This is a genomic window from Streptomyces sp. NPDC031365, assembly GCF_055569765.1.
This window is the reverse complement of sequence record NZ_JBVIIM010000043.1, coordinates 1-14,343: the sequence shown is the minus strand read 5'-3', so window position 1 is coordinate 14,343 and position 14,343 is coordinate 1. Positions and strand designations below refer to the sequence as shown.

17 protein-coding genes are annotated in these 14,343 nt (G+C 71.4%); 11 read left to right on the top strand and 6 right to left on the bottom strand.

The window, feature by feature from the left end; translation table 11 throughout:
- Positions 1-183 precede the first annotated feature (183 nt).
- Together ACZ5C2_RS36085 and ACZ5C2_RS36080 are read left to right on the top strand one after the other, a co-directional pair.
- On the top strand, positions 184-948 hold the full coding sequence (locus ACZ5C2_RS36085) for a HipA family kinase (protein ID WP_468800859.1): 765 nt from the start codon (positions 184-186) through the stop codon (positions 946-948).
- Positions 945-1,328, top strand: coding sequence for a DUF3037 domain-containing protein (locus tag ACZ5C2_RS36080; RefSeq protein ID WP_468800858.1), 384 nt, complete (start codon positions 945-947; stop codon positions 1,326-1,328). The genes ACZ5C2_RS36085 and ACZ5C2_RS36080 overlap by 4 nt, the downstream gene beginning before the upstream one ends.
- A 166-nt stretch (positions 1,329-1,494) precedes the next feature.
- Here the strand turns inward: ACZ5C2_RS36080 and ACZ5C2_RS36075 are convergent, their stop codons facing one another.
- Positions 1,495-2,040 carry an excalibur calcium-binding protein gene (locus ACZ5C2_RS36075; protein WP_468800856.1) on the bottom strand — a complete coding sequence of 182 codons (546 nt, stop codon included), beginning with the start codon at positions 2,038-2,040 and terminating at the stop codon, positions 1,495-1,497.
- Between the two features lie 299 nt (positions 2,041-2,339).
- On the opposite strand from ACZ5C2_RS36075, the gene fabG reads away from it, so the two are divergent.
- The 5 genes from fabG to ACZ5C2_RS36050 all read left to right on the top strand — a co-directional run bounded on the left by fabG (position 2,340) and on the right by ACZ5C2_RS36050 (position 7,131).
- The gene (gene fabG, locus ACZ5C2_RS36070) at positions 2,340-3,101 is read left to right on the top strand and encodes a 3-oxoacyl-ACP reductase FabG (RefSeq protein WP_468800855.1); all 762 of its coding nucleotides are present in this window, start codon (positions 2,340-2,342) and stop codon (positions 3,099-3,101) included.
- A 13-nt stretch (positions 3,102-3,114) separates the two neighbouring features.
- Entirely contained in the window at positions 3,115-3,873 is a 759-nt protein-coding gene (locus tag ACZ5C2_RS36065; protein ID WP_468800853.1) for an SDR family oxidoreductase, read from the top strand.
- Positions 3,874-4,117: 244 nt separating this feature from the next.
- On the top strand, positions 4,118-5,704 hold the full coding sequence (locus tag ACZ5C2_RS36060; RefSeq protein WP_468800851.1) for an ABC transporter substrate-binding protein: 1,587 nt from the start codon (positions 4,118-4,120) through the stop codon (positions 5,702-5,704).
- Between the two features lie 90 nt (positions 5,705-5,794).
- Positions 5,795-6,478: a uracil-DNA glycosylase gene (gene ung / locus ACZ5C2_RS36055; protein WP_468800849.1), complete on the top strand. Its 684-nt coding sequence runs from the start codon at positions 5,795-5,797 to the stop codon at positions 6,476-6,478.
- Between the two features lie 137 nt (positions 6,479-6,615).
- Positions 6,616-7,131 (top strand): hypothetical protein, encoded by a 516-nt coding sequence (locus tag ACZ5C2_RS36050; protein WP_468800848.1) that lies wholly within the window; start codon positions 6,616-6,618, stop codon positions 7,129-7,131.
- A 100-nt stretch (positions 7,132-7,231) separates the two neighbouring features.
- Here the strand turns inward: ACZ5C2_RS36050 and ACZ5C2_RS36045 are convergent, their stop codons facing one another.
- The 3 genes from ACZ5C2_RS36045 to ACZ5C2_RS36035 all read right to left on the bottom strand — a co-directional run bounded on the left by ACZ5C2_RS36045 (position 7,232) and on the right by ACZ5C2_RS36035 (position 8,983).
- Positions 7,232-7,726, bottom strand: coding sequence for a hypothetical protein (locus ACZ5C2_RS36045; protein ID WP_468800846.1), 495 nt, complete (start codon positions 7,724-7,726; stop codon positions 7,232-7,234).
- A 112-nt stretch (positions 7,727-7,838) separates the two neighbouring features.
- A complete protein-coding gene (locus ACZ5C2_RS36040) occupies positions 7,839-8,351 on the bottom strand; it encodes a DinB family protein (protein ID WP_468800845.1) in 513 nt (170 codons plus the stop codon).
- Positions 8,348-8,983: a TetR/AcrR family transcriptional regulator gene (locus ACZ5C2_RS36035; RefSeq protein ID WP_468800843.1), complete on the bottom strand. Its 636-nt coding sequence runs from the start codon at positions 8,981-8,983 to the stop codon at positions 8,348-8,350. The genes ACZ5C2_RS36040 and ACZ5C2_RS36035 overlap by 4 nt, the downstream gene beginning before the upstream one ends.
- An 84-nt stretch (positions 8,984-9,067) precedes the next feature.
- Between ACZ5C2_RS36035 and ACZ5C2_RS36030 the strand changes: the two genes are divergently transcribed.
- Together ACZ5C2_RS36030 and ACZ5C2_RS36025 are read left to right on the top strand one after the other, a co-directional pair.
- Positions 9,068-10,348 (top strand): FAD-dependent monooxygenase, encoded by a 1,281-nt coding sequence (locus ACZ5C2_RS36030; protein ID WP_468800841.1) that lies wholly within the window; start codon positions 9,068-9,070, stop codon positions 10,346-10,348.
- Entirely contained in the window at positions 10,345-11,250 is a 906-nt protein-coding gene (locus tag ACZ5C2_RS36025; RefSeq protein WP_468800839.1) for a Gfo/Idh/MocA family protein, read from the top strand. The genes ACZ5C2_RS36030 and ACZ5C2_RS36025 overlap by 4 nt, the downstream gene beginning before the upstream one ends.
- On the opposite strand, the gene lnt is transcribed toward ACZ5C2_RS36025, so the two are convergent.
- Both lnt and ACZ5C2_RS36015 read right to left on the bottom strand, forming a co-directional pair.
- On the bottom strand, positions 11,174-12,739 hold the full coding sequence (gene lnt / locus ACZ5C2_RS36020; protein ID WP_468800838.1) for an apolipoprotein N-acyltransferase: 1,566 nt from the start codon (positions 12,737-12,739) through the stop codon (positions 11,174-11,176). The two genes, ACZ5C2_RS36025 and lnt, sit on opposite strands and share 77 nt — an antisense overlap.
- A gap of 69 nt (positions 12,740-12,808) precedes the next feature.
- Complete coding sequence (locus ACZ5C2_RS36015; RefSeq protein ID WP_468800836.1) at positions 12,809-13,294, bottom strand: nuclear transport factor 2 family protein; 486 nt, start codon at positions 13,292-13,294, stop codon at positions 12,809-12,811.
- 93 nt (positions 13,295-13,387) lie between these two features.
- Between ACZ5C2_RS36015 and ACZ5C2_RS36010 the strand changes: the two genes are divergently transcribed.
- On the top strand, positions 13,388-13,549 hold the full coding sequence (locus ACZ5C2_RS36010) for a DUF4291 family protein (protein WP_468800834.1): 162 nt from the start codon (positions 13,388-13,390) through the stop codon (positions 13,547-13,549).
- Positions 13,550-13,660: 111 nt separating this feature from the next.
- Positions 13,661-14,272 (top strand): hypothetical protein, encoded by a 612-nt coding sequence (locus ACZ5C2_RS36005; RefSeq protein WP_468800904.1) that lies wholly within the window; start codon positions 13,661-13,663, stop codon positions 14,270-14,272.
- The last annotated feature ends 71 nt before the right edge of the window (positions 14,273-14,343 follow it).

Here is a 14,343-nt window from a genome sequence, read left to right as displayed (position 1 = left end):
GGGGCAGACAGATGATCTGGGGGGAGGTACGGTCAGCGGGCCCACGCTGTTCAGGGGATGCCGAGAGCTTGGCGGGTCCGCGGTCGGACGGGCGTAAATCACAGCTGTCGTTTCGCTGTCGGGCGCCGGTCTTCCCGCCCGGGCCGCCTCCGACGTGCGGCGATACGCCAGTAGCCTGGGACGATGCTCAAGGAAGTCACCGCGACCCGTTTCATCGCGCCGCTGCGCGAGGGCGGCTCGCTGCCGGGACTGATCGAGGCCGACGACCTCGGGACCTACGTCCTGAAGTTCGCCGGTGCCGGACAGGGCCGTAAGACGCTGGTCGCCGAGGTGGTCTGTGGGGAGCTCGCCCGCCGGCTGGGGCTGAGGGTGCCGCGGCTGGTCACCGTCGAGCTCGACCCCGTACTGGGGCTCGGCGAGCCCGAGCCGGAGGTACAGCGGCTGCTGAAGACCAGCGGCGGCACCAACCTCGGCATGGACTTCCTCTCCGGCGCCCTCGGCTTCGACCCGCTGGCCTTCGAGGTGGGCCCCCGGGAGGCCGGGCGGATCGTCTGGTTCGACGCGCTGGTGAACAACGTCGACCGCTCCTGGCGCAACCCCAACATGCTCCGCCGGCGTGGTGACCTGTGGCTCATCGACCACGGGGCGACGATGATCTGGCACCACAACTGGCCCGGTGCCGCCGCCTCCGCCGCCCGGCCCTACGATGCCTCCGACCATGCGCTGAGTACCTTCGCGCCGGACGTCGCGGCCGCCGCGGCGGAGCTCGCACCGCGGGTCACCGAGGAACTGCTGGCCGAGGTCACCGCGGAGGTCCCCGACGCCTGGCTGGCCGGAGAGCCGGGCTTCGGCACGCCGGACGAGCTCCGGTCGGCCTACGCGCGCCCGCTCATCGCCCGCGCGGCCACCGTCCACCGGCACATCCACGGTCTTCAGGGGGACCAGTGAGGGACCGGCACGTCTTCGAGTACGCGCTGCTGAGGGTCGTACCGCGGATCGAACGCGGCGAGTGCGTCAATGCCGGGGTGCTCGTGTACTGCCGCCCGAGATCCTTCGTCGCGGCTCGTACCCATCTCGACGAGGCCCGGCTGCTGGCTCTCGACCCCGAGGCCGACCTGCCCGGTGTACGGGCGGCGCTGCGCGCGGTCGAGGGCGTCTGCGCGGGTGGGGAGGCGGCGGGGCAGGCGGCACGGGACGACGCAGGACGGCGCTTCCGCTGGCTGATCGCACCCCGGTCCACCATCGTCCAGCCCGGCCCCGTGCACACCGGGCTCACGGCCGATCCGGCGGCGGAGACGGAGCGACTGCTCGACCTGCTCGTGCGCTGACCGGGGCCAATGACGCCCGGGGCGCCCGAGGTCCCCGGGATCCGTCCGCCCTCTCCTGGCCGACCGCCGGCGCCGGCCACGTCGCTGCCGCACCGGCCCGGCACGCATGTCCGTCCGCACGACCCGCAGCCGCCGGAGGACCGTCAGGACCGCCGCCGGAGGACCGTCAGGACCGCCGGCGGTGCACCAGGTGTCCTGCCGCGAGTGCGGCGCCTGTCACGAACGTCGCGCCGATGCCCAGGTCCCAGCCGCTCGGGCCGGAGTCCGAGGAGCCGCCCAGCCCGCCCGCCACACCGCGCGTCGGTGCTGCGGAGGCGGGAGTCGTCGGCGCGGCGGGTGTGCTCGTGGGTGCCGAGGGCGCGCGGGTGGGAGTCGCGGACGCGGTCGTGGGTGCGGTCGTGGGGATGGCGGTCGTGGGCGTCGCCGATGGTGTCGGCGACAGGGCGGACGGCACGGGGCTGGCTGGGGCCGGCCGGAAGGTGGACGAGGTGAGACCGCGCCGCGGAAGCGCCTCGCAGGCCACGCCGTCGTCGGGACCAGGGTCCTCGTCGAGCCGGTGCGGATCACTCGGATCCGTGTCGAAGAAGGTCTGAGCGTCCTCCTGGTAGGTGAAGTCGCGGCAGTCCAGATCCTGGGCGTGAGCGGTGTCGGCCAGCGGCACGATCGCGGCGAGCGCGATCAGCGTGCCTATGGCACCGGTGCGACGACGCATGGAGCGCCTCCTTTCCGACCACGGGTGGCTCGTGCTTCGACGCTAGGGGCCGCAGCGCGACGGGGCGCGCAACGCTGGGCCGATCGGGTGCTCGGGGTCCCCGCGGGAGGAAACCCGGGACTCGCGGTGACGCGCGGCCGGGGAGCTTCTCCGCGCGGGGAATGGATCACACACGCGCGGTGTGCCGTTGACACCGGGTGCCAGGGCTTCTAGCGTCACGTCTGCTGAAGGTACTAAGCGGTCGCTCACTCGATGAGTCCGGCCGCAGGAGCCGCATCCAAGGGCGAGGAGAAGCAGCAATGTCCACCACTGAGCAGCGGGTCGCGGTCGTCACCGGCGCCGCACGCGGCATCGGCGCCGCCACCGCCGTACGACTGGCCGCCGAAGGCCGCGCGGTCGCCGTGATCGACCTCGACGAGGCCGCCTGCAAGGACACCGTCGAGAAGATCACCGCCGCCGGTGGCAAGGCCCTCGCGGTCGGTTGTGACGTCTCCGACGAGGCACAGGTCGAGGCCGCCGTCGCACGCATCACCGAGGAGCTCGGCGCCCCGTCCATCCTGGTCAACAACGCGGGCGTGCTGCGCGACAACCTGCTGTTCAAGATGAGCGTCTCCGACTGGGACACCGTCATGAACGTGCATCTGCGCGGCGCCTTCCTGATGTCGAAGGCCTGCCAGAAGCACATGGTCGACGCCGGATTCGGCCGGATCGTCAACCTGTCCTCCTCGTCCGCGCTCGGCAACCGGGGCCAGGTCAACTACTCCGCTGCCAAGGCCGGCCTGCAGGGCTTCACGAAGACCCTCGCCAAGGAGCTCGGCAAGTTCGGCATCACCGCCAACGCCGTCGCTCCCGGCTTCATCGCCACTGAGATGACCAAGGCCACCGCCGACCGGGTCGGCATGGGATTCGACGACTTCAAGGCCGCCGCCGCCACCCAGATCCCGGTGGCCCGCGTCGGCGAGCCCGAGGACATCGCCAACGCGATCGCCTTCTTCACCGGCGAGGCGGCCGGCTTCGTCTCCGGCCAGGTGCTGTACGTCGCCGGCGGACCGCTCGACTAGGAAGACCGGGAACATGACTGCTGTGGAACTTTCGGGCAAGGTCGCCCTGATCACCGGCGCGAGCCGCGGCATCGGCTACGGCGTGGCCGAGGCGCTCGTCGCGCGCGGCGACCGGGTGGTCATCACCGGCCGGGGCGAGGACGCTCTCAAGGAGGCCGTCGAGAAGCTCGGTGCGGACCGGGCCGTGTACGTCGCCGGCAAGGCGCACGACGAGGCCCACCAGGCCGTCGCCGTCGAGCGCGCCATGGAAGCCTTCGGCCGCGTCGACTACCTGGTCAACAACGCCGGCACCAACCCGGTGTTCGGGGGGATCGCCGACCTCGACCTGAACGTGGCGCGCAAGGTGTTCGAGACCAACGTGATCTCGGCGCTCGGCTTCGCGCAGAAGACCTGGCACGCGTGGCAGAAGGACAACGGCGGCGCGATCGTCAACATCGCCTCCGTCGCGGGTCTCGCGCCCTCGCCGTTCATCGCCGCCTACGGCGTCAGCAAGGCCGCGCTGATCAACCTGACCCAACAACTGGCGCACGAGTTCGCGCCCAAGGTGCGGGTCAACGCCATCGCCCCGGCAGTGGTGAAGACCAAGTTCGCCCAGGCGCTGTACGAGGGCCGGGAGGAGGAGGCCGCCGCCGGTTACCCGCTGGGCCGGCTCGGTGTGCCGTCCGACATCGGCGGCGCCGCCGCGTTCCTCACCTCCGACCAGTCGGACTGGGTCACCGGCCAGACCCTGGTCGTCGACGGAGGCATCTTCCTGAACGCCGGCGTGGCCTGACCCCGAAGCCCGCGCGCGTTACACGCGCACACGCGCACACGCGCGCGGGCCCGATCGGGACGGTCGCGGCACGGGCGCCCGTTGGCGAGAACGGCGTCCGTGTCGGCCCATCCGGGCCGCGACGGCGACTGACAACGTAGTCATCGGGAAGTTGATCTCAAGGGCCGTACCAAGAAGGGTCAGCGGGCGTGTCACTGCGGTATGGTCTGCCGACCCTTGGTATGGCAGATCGAGGAGCGTGCGCGTGTTCAACCGGAACCGATGCCTGCGGCGGGTGGCGGCCATCGCGTCCATATCGTCCCTGGTGACCGGATGCGGCTTTTTGTCGCCCGACGACCCGGACGACGAGGGACCTATCGTGGTGGGAACCACCAGCTCGCCCAGCACGCTGGATCCTGCCGCCTCCTGGGACAGCTCCTGGGAGCTGTTCCGCAACATCTACCAGACCTTGCTGAGTTACCCGGTAGGCGCGAGCACTCCTCAGCCGGACGCCGCGGAGAGTTGCGAGTTCTCCGACAGCTCCAACCGGGTGTTCCGCTGCGAGCTGCGCGAGGGCCTGAAGTTCTCCGACGGTGGCACGCTCGACGCCAAGGCGGTCAAGCACTCGATCGACCGGATCCGGCAGATCAACGTCAACGGTGGTCCGGCCGGTCTGCTGGGCAGCCTCGAGAGGGTGCAGGCGCCCAGTGAGCGCGAGGTCGTCTTCTACCTCAACAAGCCGGACGCCACCTTCCCGTTCGTGCTCGCCACCCCCGCGATGTCGATCGTCGACCCGGACGCCTACCCGGCGGACGCGCTGCGCGAAGACGCCGGCATCGTCGGTTCGGGGCCGTACGCCCTCCAGTCGTACGAGGAGGGCAAGAAGGCCGAACTCGTCCGGAACGACCGCTACAAGGGCTATGCCGAGCGGAAGAACGGCGCGGTGACCGTCCGCTACTTCCAGGATTCCGCCACCATGGTCAAGGCGCTGCGCGACGATGAGGTCGACCTGACGTACCGCGGTCTGGCCGCGGGCGACGTCATCGACTTCCAGGGCAGGGCCTCCAAGGAGGAGGACATCCAGCTCATCGAGGGCAGCGGGACCGACATCAACTACCTGGTGTTCAACCCGAAGGACCCGTGGGCCGGCAAGAAGGCGGTGCGCCAGGCCATCGCGCAGATCATCGACCGCGCGGCGATCGCGCACAAGATCTACAGGGACACCGTCGATCCGCTGTATTCGATGGTCCCCAAGGGGCTGTCCGGGCACACCACCGGATTCTTCGACGACTACGGCGATCCCAGCGTCGACAAGGCCCGGGAGATCCTCACCGACGCGGGCATCACCGAACCGGTCCCGCTCACCCTCTGGTACACCACGGACCGCTACGGCTCCGAGACCGGACTGGAGTTCAAGGAACTCGAGCGGCAGCTTGAGGCGTCGAAGCTGTTCGACATCACGCTCAAGAGCCGCCCCTGGAAGACGTACGTCGAGGGCTACCAGAAGGGCGAGTACCCGGTGTTCGGGCGCGGCTGGTCCCCCGACTTCCCGGACGCGGACAACTTCATCGCTCCCTTCGTCGGCAAGCAGAACGCGCTCGGCACGCCCTACGAGGCGAGCAAGATCACGACCGAGCTGCTGCCCAGTTCCCGCCGGGAGAGCGACCGCGGCAACGTGGTGAAGCAGTTCGAGGAGGCTCAGGAGATCCTCGTCGAGGACGCGCGGCTGCTGCCCCTGTGGCAGGGCCGGCAGTACGTGGCGGCCAGCCGGGACATCTCGGGCGCTGAGCGGTCGATGGACCCGTCCACGATCATGATGGTGTGGCAGCTGTCCCGGAAGACCAGCTGGTAGCGCCGGGGGCACCCGGCCGAGGGGCCGGGTGTCAGTGGTCGCCTGTAGGTTCTGTGGCCTGGAAGTGACCGCACACGTAAGGACATTGACGTGACCGACATCGCCATGCTGCCCGAGTCCTGGCGCGGGGTTCTGGGCGACGAACTGCAGCAGCCCTACTTCAAGGAGCTGACCGAGTTCGTCGAGGAGGAGCGGGTGAAGGGTCCCGTCTATCCGCCCCGCGAGGAGGTCTTCGCGGCGCTGGACGCCACGCCGTACGACAAGGTGAAGGTGCTGATTCTCGGTCAGGACCCCTACCACGGCGAGGGCCAGGGCCACGGCCTGTGCTTCTCGGTCCGGCCGGGTGTCAGGATCCCGCCGTCCCTGCGGAACATCTACAAGGAGATGCACGCCGAGCTGGGCACGCCCGTTCCGGACAACGGTTATCTGATGCCCTGGGCGGAACAGGGCGTGCTGCTGCTCAACGCGGTGCTCACGGTGCGCGCCGGTGAGGCCAACTCGCACAAGGGCCGGGGCTGGGAGCGGTTCACCGACGCGGTCATCCGCGCGGTCGCCGGCCGCCCCGACCCGGCGGTCTTCGTGCTGTGGGGGAACTACGCGCAGAAGAAGCTGCCGCTGATCGACGAGAGCCGGCACGTGGTGGTCAAGGGGGCGCACCCCTCGCCGCTGTCGGCGAAGAAGTTCTTCGGCTCCCGTCCGTTCACGCAGATCGACGAGGCGGTGGCCGCGCAGGGCCACGAGCCGATCGACTGGACCGTCCCGAACGTGGGATGACGTCGCGCTGCCGGGTGCGGAGCGCTACATCCGACCCGCGCCCGGCCCTCCGGGTGTCACGGAGCGGCTTGCCCGGTATCGCCCCTGCCGGCGGTTAGCGTCGGTGGCGACAGTCGGCGAGCGGTGCGGAGGACGTGGTGGCGGAGCGACAGGGGCAGGCGGCGCCGGACGCCGTACTCACGCGCATCGGGCAGGTCGTGATGCTGCACCATGCGGGAGACCGCGAGGAGGCCCGGCACCGTTTCCTGGCCCTGTGGGCGGAGATCGGCGAGCACGGCGACCCGCTGCACCGCTGCACGCTCGCGCACTACCTCGCCGACACCCAGGACGACCCCGAGGACGAACTGGCCTGGGACCTACGGGCGCTGACGGTGGCCGAGGAGGCAGCGGACGACCGCGTCGGCGCCTACGGGGGGTCCCCCGCCGTGCGTGCCCTCTATCCGTCGCTTCATCTCGACCTCGCCGCCGACTACGCCCGCCTCGGCCGTCCCGACGTCGCTCGCACGCACCTTCACCGGGCCCGGGGCGCGGCCCGCACCCTTGCCGACGACCGCTACGGCGAGGGCCTGCGGGACGCCATCCGGCGGCTGGAGACCCGGCTGGACCAGGACGGGACGCCCGGCGACCGGCGGCCACCGGGACAGCGCCCGTAGGGAGTCGTCCGGCAGGCACCCGTCCGCGGAACGGAGGCCGTATGCCCGTACCACCACGGGCCTGTTGAGTGGACCGTACGCCCGTACCACCACGGTCCGCTCAGCGGCCGTAGGTGTCCTCGCAGATGGCCGCCTCCGGGCTGTCCGCGCGCCAGCCGCCGTACTCCCGGCCCAGCGCGCAGACGTTGGGCCCCCCGCCGGCGTCGGGGCGCATGGACCGCGCGACGTCGGGGAGGCCCGACGTCGGGTGTCGCGGGAATACCGGCCCGTCCGGCTCGGGAGAGGTGGGACGCGTCTGCCCGGTCCGGCCGTCGGAGGGCGTGGTCCGGTCCGGCTCGGTGGTGGGGGAGGCGCGGTGTGACGGCGCCGCGGGCGTCCCGGGGGACGACCGGGGCGTGCCGACCATGTTCAGCGCCTCACTGGCCGGTGCCTGCACGATCTGCGTCTCGTTCCCTCCGACCGCGCGTCGCTCGGTCCCCTGGGGCGGTGCCGTCGCCGGGCCCGGGGCTACGGGGCGCTGGACCGTCACACAGCCCGAGAGGGCGGAGACCGCCACGGTCACCAGAAGCGTTGCTGTGGTCGTCGTTCGATGCACCCGCGTCACTCTGCTGGCTTCGGGCGCCCGGGGGAGGACGGACAGGCGGAGCATGCCCCGCACGGGTGATCTCCCGCCCCGTACGGGGGCCTCGGTGGCGCCGTGGGTGACGTCAATCGCCGGTGGAGCCGTCGATCCGCTCACGGATCAGATCGGCGTGGCCGTTGTGACGCGCGTACTCCTCGATCATGTGGGTGTAGATCCAGCGCAGGCTGTACGGATCCACGCTGTAAGCGTCGCGGCCCCGCGACGGATCGTCCAGGGCGAAACCGGCCGCGTTGCGCCGGGCGACATCGATCTCGGCCTGCCAGATGCCGTACGTCGTCTGCCAGGTGTCCGCCTCGGTCAGGTGGAACTCGCCGTCCCGGTCGGCCTCGCTGTAGTAGAGGGGGCCGGCGTCCTCGTCCGTGAGCACCCTGCGGAACCAGCCCCGTTCCACCTCCGCCATGTGACGCACCAGGCCCATCAGGGACAGCTTCGAGGGCGGCACCGAGGCGGTGCGCAACTGCTCGTCGGTCAGCCCCTCGCACTTTCGGACGAGGGTGCTGCGGTGGTAGTCGAGCCACCCCTCCAGCATGGTCCGCTCGTCGGCGTTGACGGCGGGTTCACTGCGCTCGGTCGTCATGCCGTAGATCCTGCCCGGCGGTGATCCCCGTCACCAGGGCCTTCGGCGCCGAGTATTCCCGTCAGCAGTTCCCGCAGACCCGAACGCACCTCTGCGAGGCTCGGTACGCACGCGCTGAAGGAACCGGCCACGCAGGAGAACAACAGGCCGTCCGCCCAGGCGATCAGTGACAGCGAGTGACGCACGGGGTCCGTGGAGCCCAGTTGCGCGACGAGGGCGGTCAACTGATCGCGGAACCGGGCGCCCGCCGCGTCGAAGTGCGCTCGCAGCTCGGGGCGGCGGGTGGCTTCCAGGGCCAGTTCGTAGCGGGCGAGGGTCAGCTGCCGGTTACCGGTCAGTGTGCGGTGGGCGGCGAGCGCCAAGGCGTCCACCAGGGAGCCGGCACCGGCCTCCGGGCCGGGCATCTCGTGCAGCGCGAGAACCCGCGCCTCCCGCTCGGCGAGCCGTCGTACCGCCAGCTCCAGCAGGGCCAGGCGGGTACGTGCCAGGTTCGAGGTGGACCCCTGGGGGAGTCCGGCCGCCTCGTCGACCGCCCGGTGGGTGAGCCCGCGCATTCCGCGTTCGGCGAGCAGGGCGAGGGCGGTGTCGGCGACGAGATCGGCACGGGCGGGGCCTGCGGTGCGTACGGACATGGAGGGCAACCTACCCGTCGGACTACATCTGTAGTACCTTGGAGCAGAAGTACTACAGATGTAGTTCGCGTGCGAGGAGGGTCCATGGCGGGCATCGAGCGGGCGATCGTGATCGGCGGGGGGATCGGCGGCCTGACGGCGGCGGTCGCCCTGCACCGGCGTGGTGTGCGGGTGACGGTGCTGGAGCGGGCCGGGTCCCTGGAACCGGTCGGCGCGGCCATCTCCCTGTCCCCCAACGCCCTGCGCGCGCTGGACGTCATCGGGCTCGGCGACGACATCCGCGCCCTGGCTGCCTGGCAGGGCGACGGAGGGCTGCGCGCACCCGGCGGACGCTGGCTGGCCCGGACCGGCGCCGCCGCCGCGGCCGAGCGCTTCGGTGGCCCCCTCGTCCTGCTCCACCGTGCCACTTTCATCGACCGCCTGGCCGCGCGGCTCCCGCCCGACGCCGTCCGCACGGCCATCACCGCCAGGCTCCTCGACCCGGGTGCCCCCGGCGACCCCGGCCGGCCCGCCCGCGTCGGCACCCCGGACGGAGAGCTGGAGGCCGACCTGGTGGTGGCCGCTGACGGCATCCGCTCCGCCGTGCGCCGCGAGCTCTTCCCCGGTCACCCCGGGCCGGTGTACTCCGGGTTCACCACCTGGCGGGTGGTGATCCCGCTGCCCGGCGTGGAGTTCGCCTCGCACGAGACCTGGGGCCGCGGACGCATCTGGGGCACGCACCCGCTCAGGGACGGCCGGGTCTACGCCTACGCCGCCGCCCGGGCTCCCGCGGGGGAGCGAGCCCCGGACGACGAGCGAGCCGAACTGCTGCGGCTCTACGGCAACTGGCACACCCCCGTCCCCGAGGTACTCGCCGCGGCACGTCCCGAGGGCGTGCTGCGCCACGACGTCCACCACATCGCCGAGCCGCTGCCCGCGTACCACCACGGCCGGGTGGCCCTGGTCGGCGACGCCGCGCACGCCATGCCGCCGACCCTCGGCCAGGGCGGCAACCAGGCCATCGAGGACGCGATCACCCTCGCCCTCATCCACGCTCGAACGCCTTCGCGCGGCGGGACCTCCCTCAGGGACGTCCTGCCCGGCTACACCGCGGCCCGCCTGCCCCGCACCACGGCGATCGCCCGCAGGGCCGTGCGGGTGGCCCGCCTCAACATGATGACCAGCCGTGCCGGCATCGCCGTACGCGACAACGCGCTCGCCACGCTGTCGAAGGCCGCGCCGGCGCTGTTCCTGCGTGGCTTCGACGGCATCGCCGACTGGCGCCCGCCCGGCGGCACCGCCCGCTCGGACGAAGCCGCCAGTGGGGGACGCCGTATGCTCGCAGCGGACCACGGCAGGCAAGGGCTAGAGGAGAACACCCCGTGAAGGTCGGCTGCATCGGACTCGGTGACATCGCGCAGAAGGCCTATCTCCCGGTGCTCGCCGTCCAGCCCGGAGTCGAACTGCACCTGCAGACCCGCACCCCCGCCACCCTGGACCGGGTCGCCGAGGGCCTCCACATCCCGCCCGGCCGGCGCCACGCCGACCTGGGCTCCCTGCTCGCCCAGGACCTCGACGCGGCCTTCGTGCACGCGCCGACCGAGGTCCACCCGGAGATCGTGACCCGGCTCCTCGAGGCGGGCGTACCGACGTACGTCGACAAGCCGCTCGCTTATGAACTCGCCGACTCCGAGCGGCTGGTGGCGCTCGCCGAGGAGCGGGGCACCAGCCTCGCCGTCGGTTTCAACCGCCGCTTCGCCCCCGGCTACGCACAGTGCGCCGACCATCCGCGCGAGCTGATCCTGATGCAGAAGAACCGCGTCGGGCTGCCGGAGGACCCGCGCACGATGATCCTCGACGACTTCATCCATGTCGTGGACACGCTGCGCTTCCTGGTGCCCGGCCCGGTCGACGACGTGACCGTGCGCGCCCGCACCGAGGGCGGGCTGCTGCACCACGTGGTGCTCCAGCTCTCGGGGGAGGGCTTCACCGCGCTCGGCGTGATGAACCGCCTCAGCGGTTCGGCCGAGGAGATCCTGGAGGTCTCGGGACAGGACACCAAACGGCAGGTCGTCAACCTCGCCGAGGTGATCGACCACAAGGGGCAGCCGACCGTGCGGCGGCGCGGGGACTGGGTGCCGGTGGCGCGTCAGCGCGGCATCGAGCAGGTGGTGCTCGCGTTCCTGGACGCGGTGCGCGCGGGCAAGGTGCTCACTGCCCGGGACGCGCTGGCGACTCATGAGCTGTGCGAACGGGTGGTACGAGCGATCCACGAGCGCCCCGCCTGAGACGCACCACCTCGGTGACACCCCAGATCCCGAGGATCAGCAGCGCCGCATGCGGCGGCCAGTCGCCGAAGCGGACGTAGGGCGTGGTGCCGTGCGCCAGTGGCACCTCGTACACCTGCGCGGCGGTGGTATCCGTGCCGAGCCACGGACCGACGCGCTCGCCGCCCGGTCCGTACACGGCGGAAACACCTGTCAGGGTCGCGTGCACCATCGGGCGGCCGGTCTCCGCGGCGCGCAGCGCGGCGAGCGAGGCGTGCTGCTCGGGCGCCCAGCTCCGCTGGAACGTCGACGTGGAGGACTGGGCGAGCAGCACATCGGCGCCGTCCTCGGCGAGATGCCTGCTCATGTCGGGGAAAGCCGACTCGAAGCACACCATCGGACCGATCCGCAGGCCGCCCCCCGCGTCCATCACCACCTGCTCGGAGCCCTGCCGGCGGTCCTCGCCGGCCGCCTCGCCGACGGAGGTGGCCCAACCCAGCAGGGAGCGCGCCGGGACGTACTCGCCGAACGGAACCAGCCGCATCTTGTCGTAGCGATCCCCGGTCGGGCCCTCCGGGCCGATCAGCACCGAGCTCTTGTAGATACCGGGTTTGTCCGAGCGCCGCGCGTCCACATTGACCAGGATCCGCGCGCCCGTCTCGCGGGACAGCGCGGCCAGCCGCCGTGCCAGGTCGGGCCGGTCCCCGAGGTCGAAACCGACGCTGCTCTCGCCCCAGACGATCAGACCGACGTCCTGGCCGGCCAGCTCGCGCGTGAGCCGCTCCTCGCGGTCGAAGCGGCGGTCGGCACTGTCGCGACCGGCGACGACGCCCGGCTGCACGAGAGCGATCCGGACCCGGTCGCCGGCCTCCGGGCGCGGTGACCACACCCAGGCGGCGGAGGTGACGGCGGCCGTGGCGACCAGCCCGGCCACGGCAGGCACACGGGCCTGCCGGACCGCGACGAGCAGGGCCACCGCGACATTCAGCGACACCACCAGGAAACTCGGCAGCCAGACCCCGCCCACCGACGCCAGCCGCAGCGCGGCGTCCACCTCCCACTGGCTCGCACCGAGCACCCCCCAGGGACCGCCCAGCCCCTGCCAGGAGCGGACCAGCTCGACCGCCAGCCACCCCGAGGGCACCACGACCAGCGCGGCCGCGACCCGGGTCCGCGACGGCACCCCACCCAGCAGCCGCCGCACCAGCCACCCCCACGGCGCCCACAGCGCGCCCAGCAGGGCGGCGATGACGAACGTGAACACGTGCAGGTTCGGCAGCAGCCAGTGGTGCATGGCCAGCATGAAGCCGAATCCGCCCCACCAGCCGTCGAAGGCAGCCCGTTTGCCCGTCGGCGCGCTACGGGCCAGGAGAATCCACGGGACCAGTGCGACGTAGGCGAACCACCACAGGGACGGGGCGGGAAACGCCAGAACGGGCAGGGCACCCACGACCGCGGCGGCGGTCGAACGGCGCCAGGGGGAGGCGAGCCAGTGGCCGAGCGACTTCATAGGCGCCTCCCTACCCCGTGGTGCCTCCAGTGTGCGTCCCGGACGTGATCCGGAACAGTGCACGCCGGCTCAGTTGATCACAGGGGCCGCCCGCGGGGTGTGAACGCGGCGCCATTTCTCGCGTACGACCACCTCGCTCAGCCGCCAGCCGTCGTCCGTGCGCAGCATCGCGAACGTGCACCGGCCGCCGCACAGGAGTTCCGGCGCGGCGGACTCGCCGTCCGGCCCGGCGCGCCCCATCGGGTTCACATAGTCGGCCCGCACCTCGGCCGTGTCGCCGCGGTCATGCTCCCAGACCTCGAACCGCACCCGGCGGTTGACGATCAGATGTTGCCGTACGGGGAAGACCTCGAGGCTCCGCGCAAGCCATTCGGCAACCGTCCCGGCGCTCCCCTCGACACCGCCGGCCGAGCGGTAGTCCGCCCGCCCCTCCGGCGTGAACAGCCCTCGGTACGCCTCCCAGTCACCGTCGTCCACGGCCACCGCGTACTCGGTGACGAGTCCGTCCAAGGCCAGCTGGTCCCTCACGGTCGCGAGCTCCACACGCTGGGTCATCGGCTCAGTGTTGGGCATGGGGTGGGCGGAGCCAAGGGGCGTGCGCGGATATTCACCGGCCCACGACGCGGGCGGCGGCCGAGTCCGTGCACCGTGAACGAACAGCCGGCCGATCAGCACCCGAAATCCGAGGTGCGCGCCCACCACACCGATTCCACCGTCACCGCCTACCGGGCCTACCGCCCGGAAACAGGCCGCACCGCGGCCCGAAGCGGCCGCTTCCCGTCGTCCTGGAGCCGGGAGCGCATGACATGAGTCATCAAGCCGCGTTCACAAACTGCGAGGGCGCGTGCTTGAGTGCTTGGCTTCATCACCTCCGCTGGGTGAGCCTGCCGGAGTGTGGATCATGGAGCTGTGATGAAGTGGATGAAGAAGGCGGCTCCGGTCGAGCAGTCGGAGCGTGAGCCCGAGCCCCCGGCGTACCAGCAGGCGATGCGGAACCGGCTTCTCGCGGCCCCCGTGGTGCCCGCTCCTGAACCCTGGCGGCCCGTCTTCGAGTGCGCATACGGCGTTCCTGTCAGCGGGCTTCTCGGGATCGGCTTCGCGACGCATTACGACAGCGGCCACGATCTGGTGATGGTCGTCTCCCACGACGGTCACGGTCTCTTCGACGCCGTCACCGGGGAGAAGATCGCCAGGGATCGCAATCCCGGCCCCGAGGACAGCACCCCCGACGCGGTTGCAGACCTGTCCTGCCCAGGACTGGGGCCGATCGCCGGGAGCCGCGTACGTATCGCGGGGCTCTTCGGCGGAGGGCTGCATACCACCACCGGGGACGGCTGGACCCTGGAGGTCGTTACGCCGGCCTGGCCGAACGACCGTGTCCTGCTGTCCAGCGACGGCGGGCTGCCCCACGCCGGTCCGCACGGAGAGCAGTGGTGGCACATTTTCCACTCCACATACTCGGAACTTCGAGCCTTCGGCTTCTCTCCTTCCGGGAATACGATCGCCGTGGCCCTCTCTGTCAGCCTTGGGTGAGACGTCCCGCTCTGCGGGGTTAGCCTGAGAGGGCACGACAGGAGAACCGCCCCATATGCCAAGCACTGAGC

What these genes read in the sequence shown, in the direction of transcription:
- ACZ5C2_RS36085 (WP_468800859.1), top strand. Translation starts at nt 184, where the DNA reads ATGCTCAAGGAAGTCACCGCGACCCGTTTCATCGCGCCGCTGCGCGAG.
- ACZ5C2_RS36075 (WP_468800856.1), bottom strand. Translation starts at nt 2,040, where the DNA reads ATGCGTCGTCGCACCGGTGCCATAGGCACGCTGATCGCGCTCGCCGCG.
- fabG (WP_468800855.1), top strand. Translation starts at nt 2,340, where the DNA reads ATGTCCACCACTGAGCAGCGGGTCGCGGTCGTCACCGGCGCCGCACGC.
- ACZ5C2_RS36065 (WP_468800853.1), top strand. Translation starts at nt 3,115, where the DNA reads ATGACTGCTGTGGAACTTTCGGGCAAGGTCGCCCTGATCACCGGCGCG.
- ACZ5C2_RS36040 (WP_468800845.1), bottom strand. Translation starts at nt 8,351, where the DNA reads ATGACGACCGAGCGCAGTGAACCCGCCGTCAACGCCGACGAGCGGACC.
- ACZ5C2_RS36035 (WP_468800843.1), bottom strand. Translation starts at nt 8,983, where the DNA reads ATGTCCGTACGCACCGCAGGCCCCGCCCGTGCCGATCTCGTCGCCGAC.
- ACZ5C2_RS36030 (WP_468800841.1), top strand. Translation starts at nt 9,068, where the DNA reads ATGGCGGGCATCGAGCGGGCGATCGTGATCGGCGGGGGGATCGGCGGC.
- lnt (WP_468800838.1), bottom strand. Translation starts at nt 12,739, where the DNA reads ATGAAGTCGCTCGGCCACTGGCTCGCCTCCCCCTGGCGCCGTTCGACC.
- ACZ5C2_RS36015 (WP_468800836.1), bottom strand. Translation starts at nt 13,294, where the DNA reads ATGACCCAGCGTGTGGAGCTCGCGACCGTGAGGGACCAGCTGGCCTTG.
- ACZ5C2_RS36005 (WP_468800904.1), top strand. Translation starts at nt 13,661, where the DNA reads ATGAAGAAGGCGGCTCCGGTCGAGCAGTCGGAGCGTGAGCCCGAGCCC.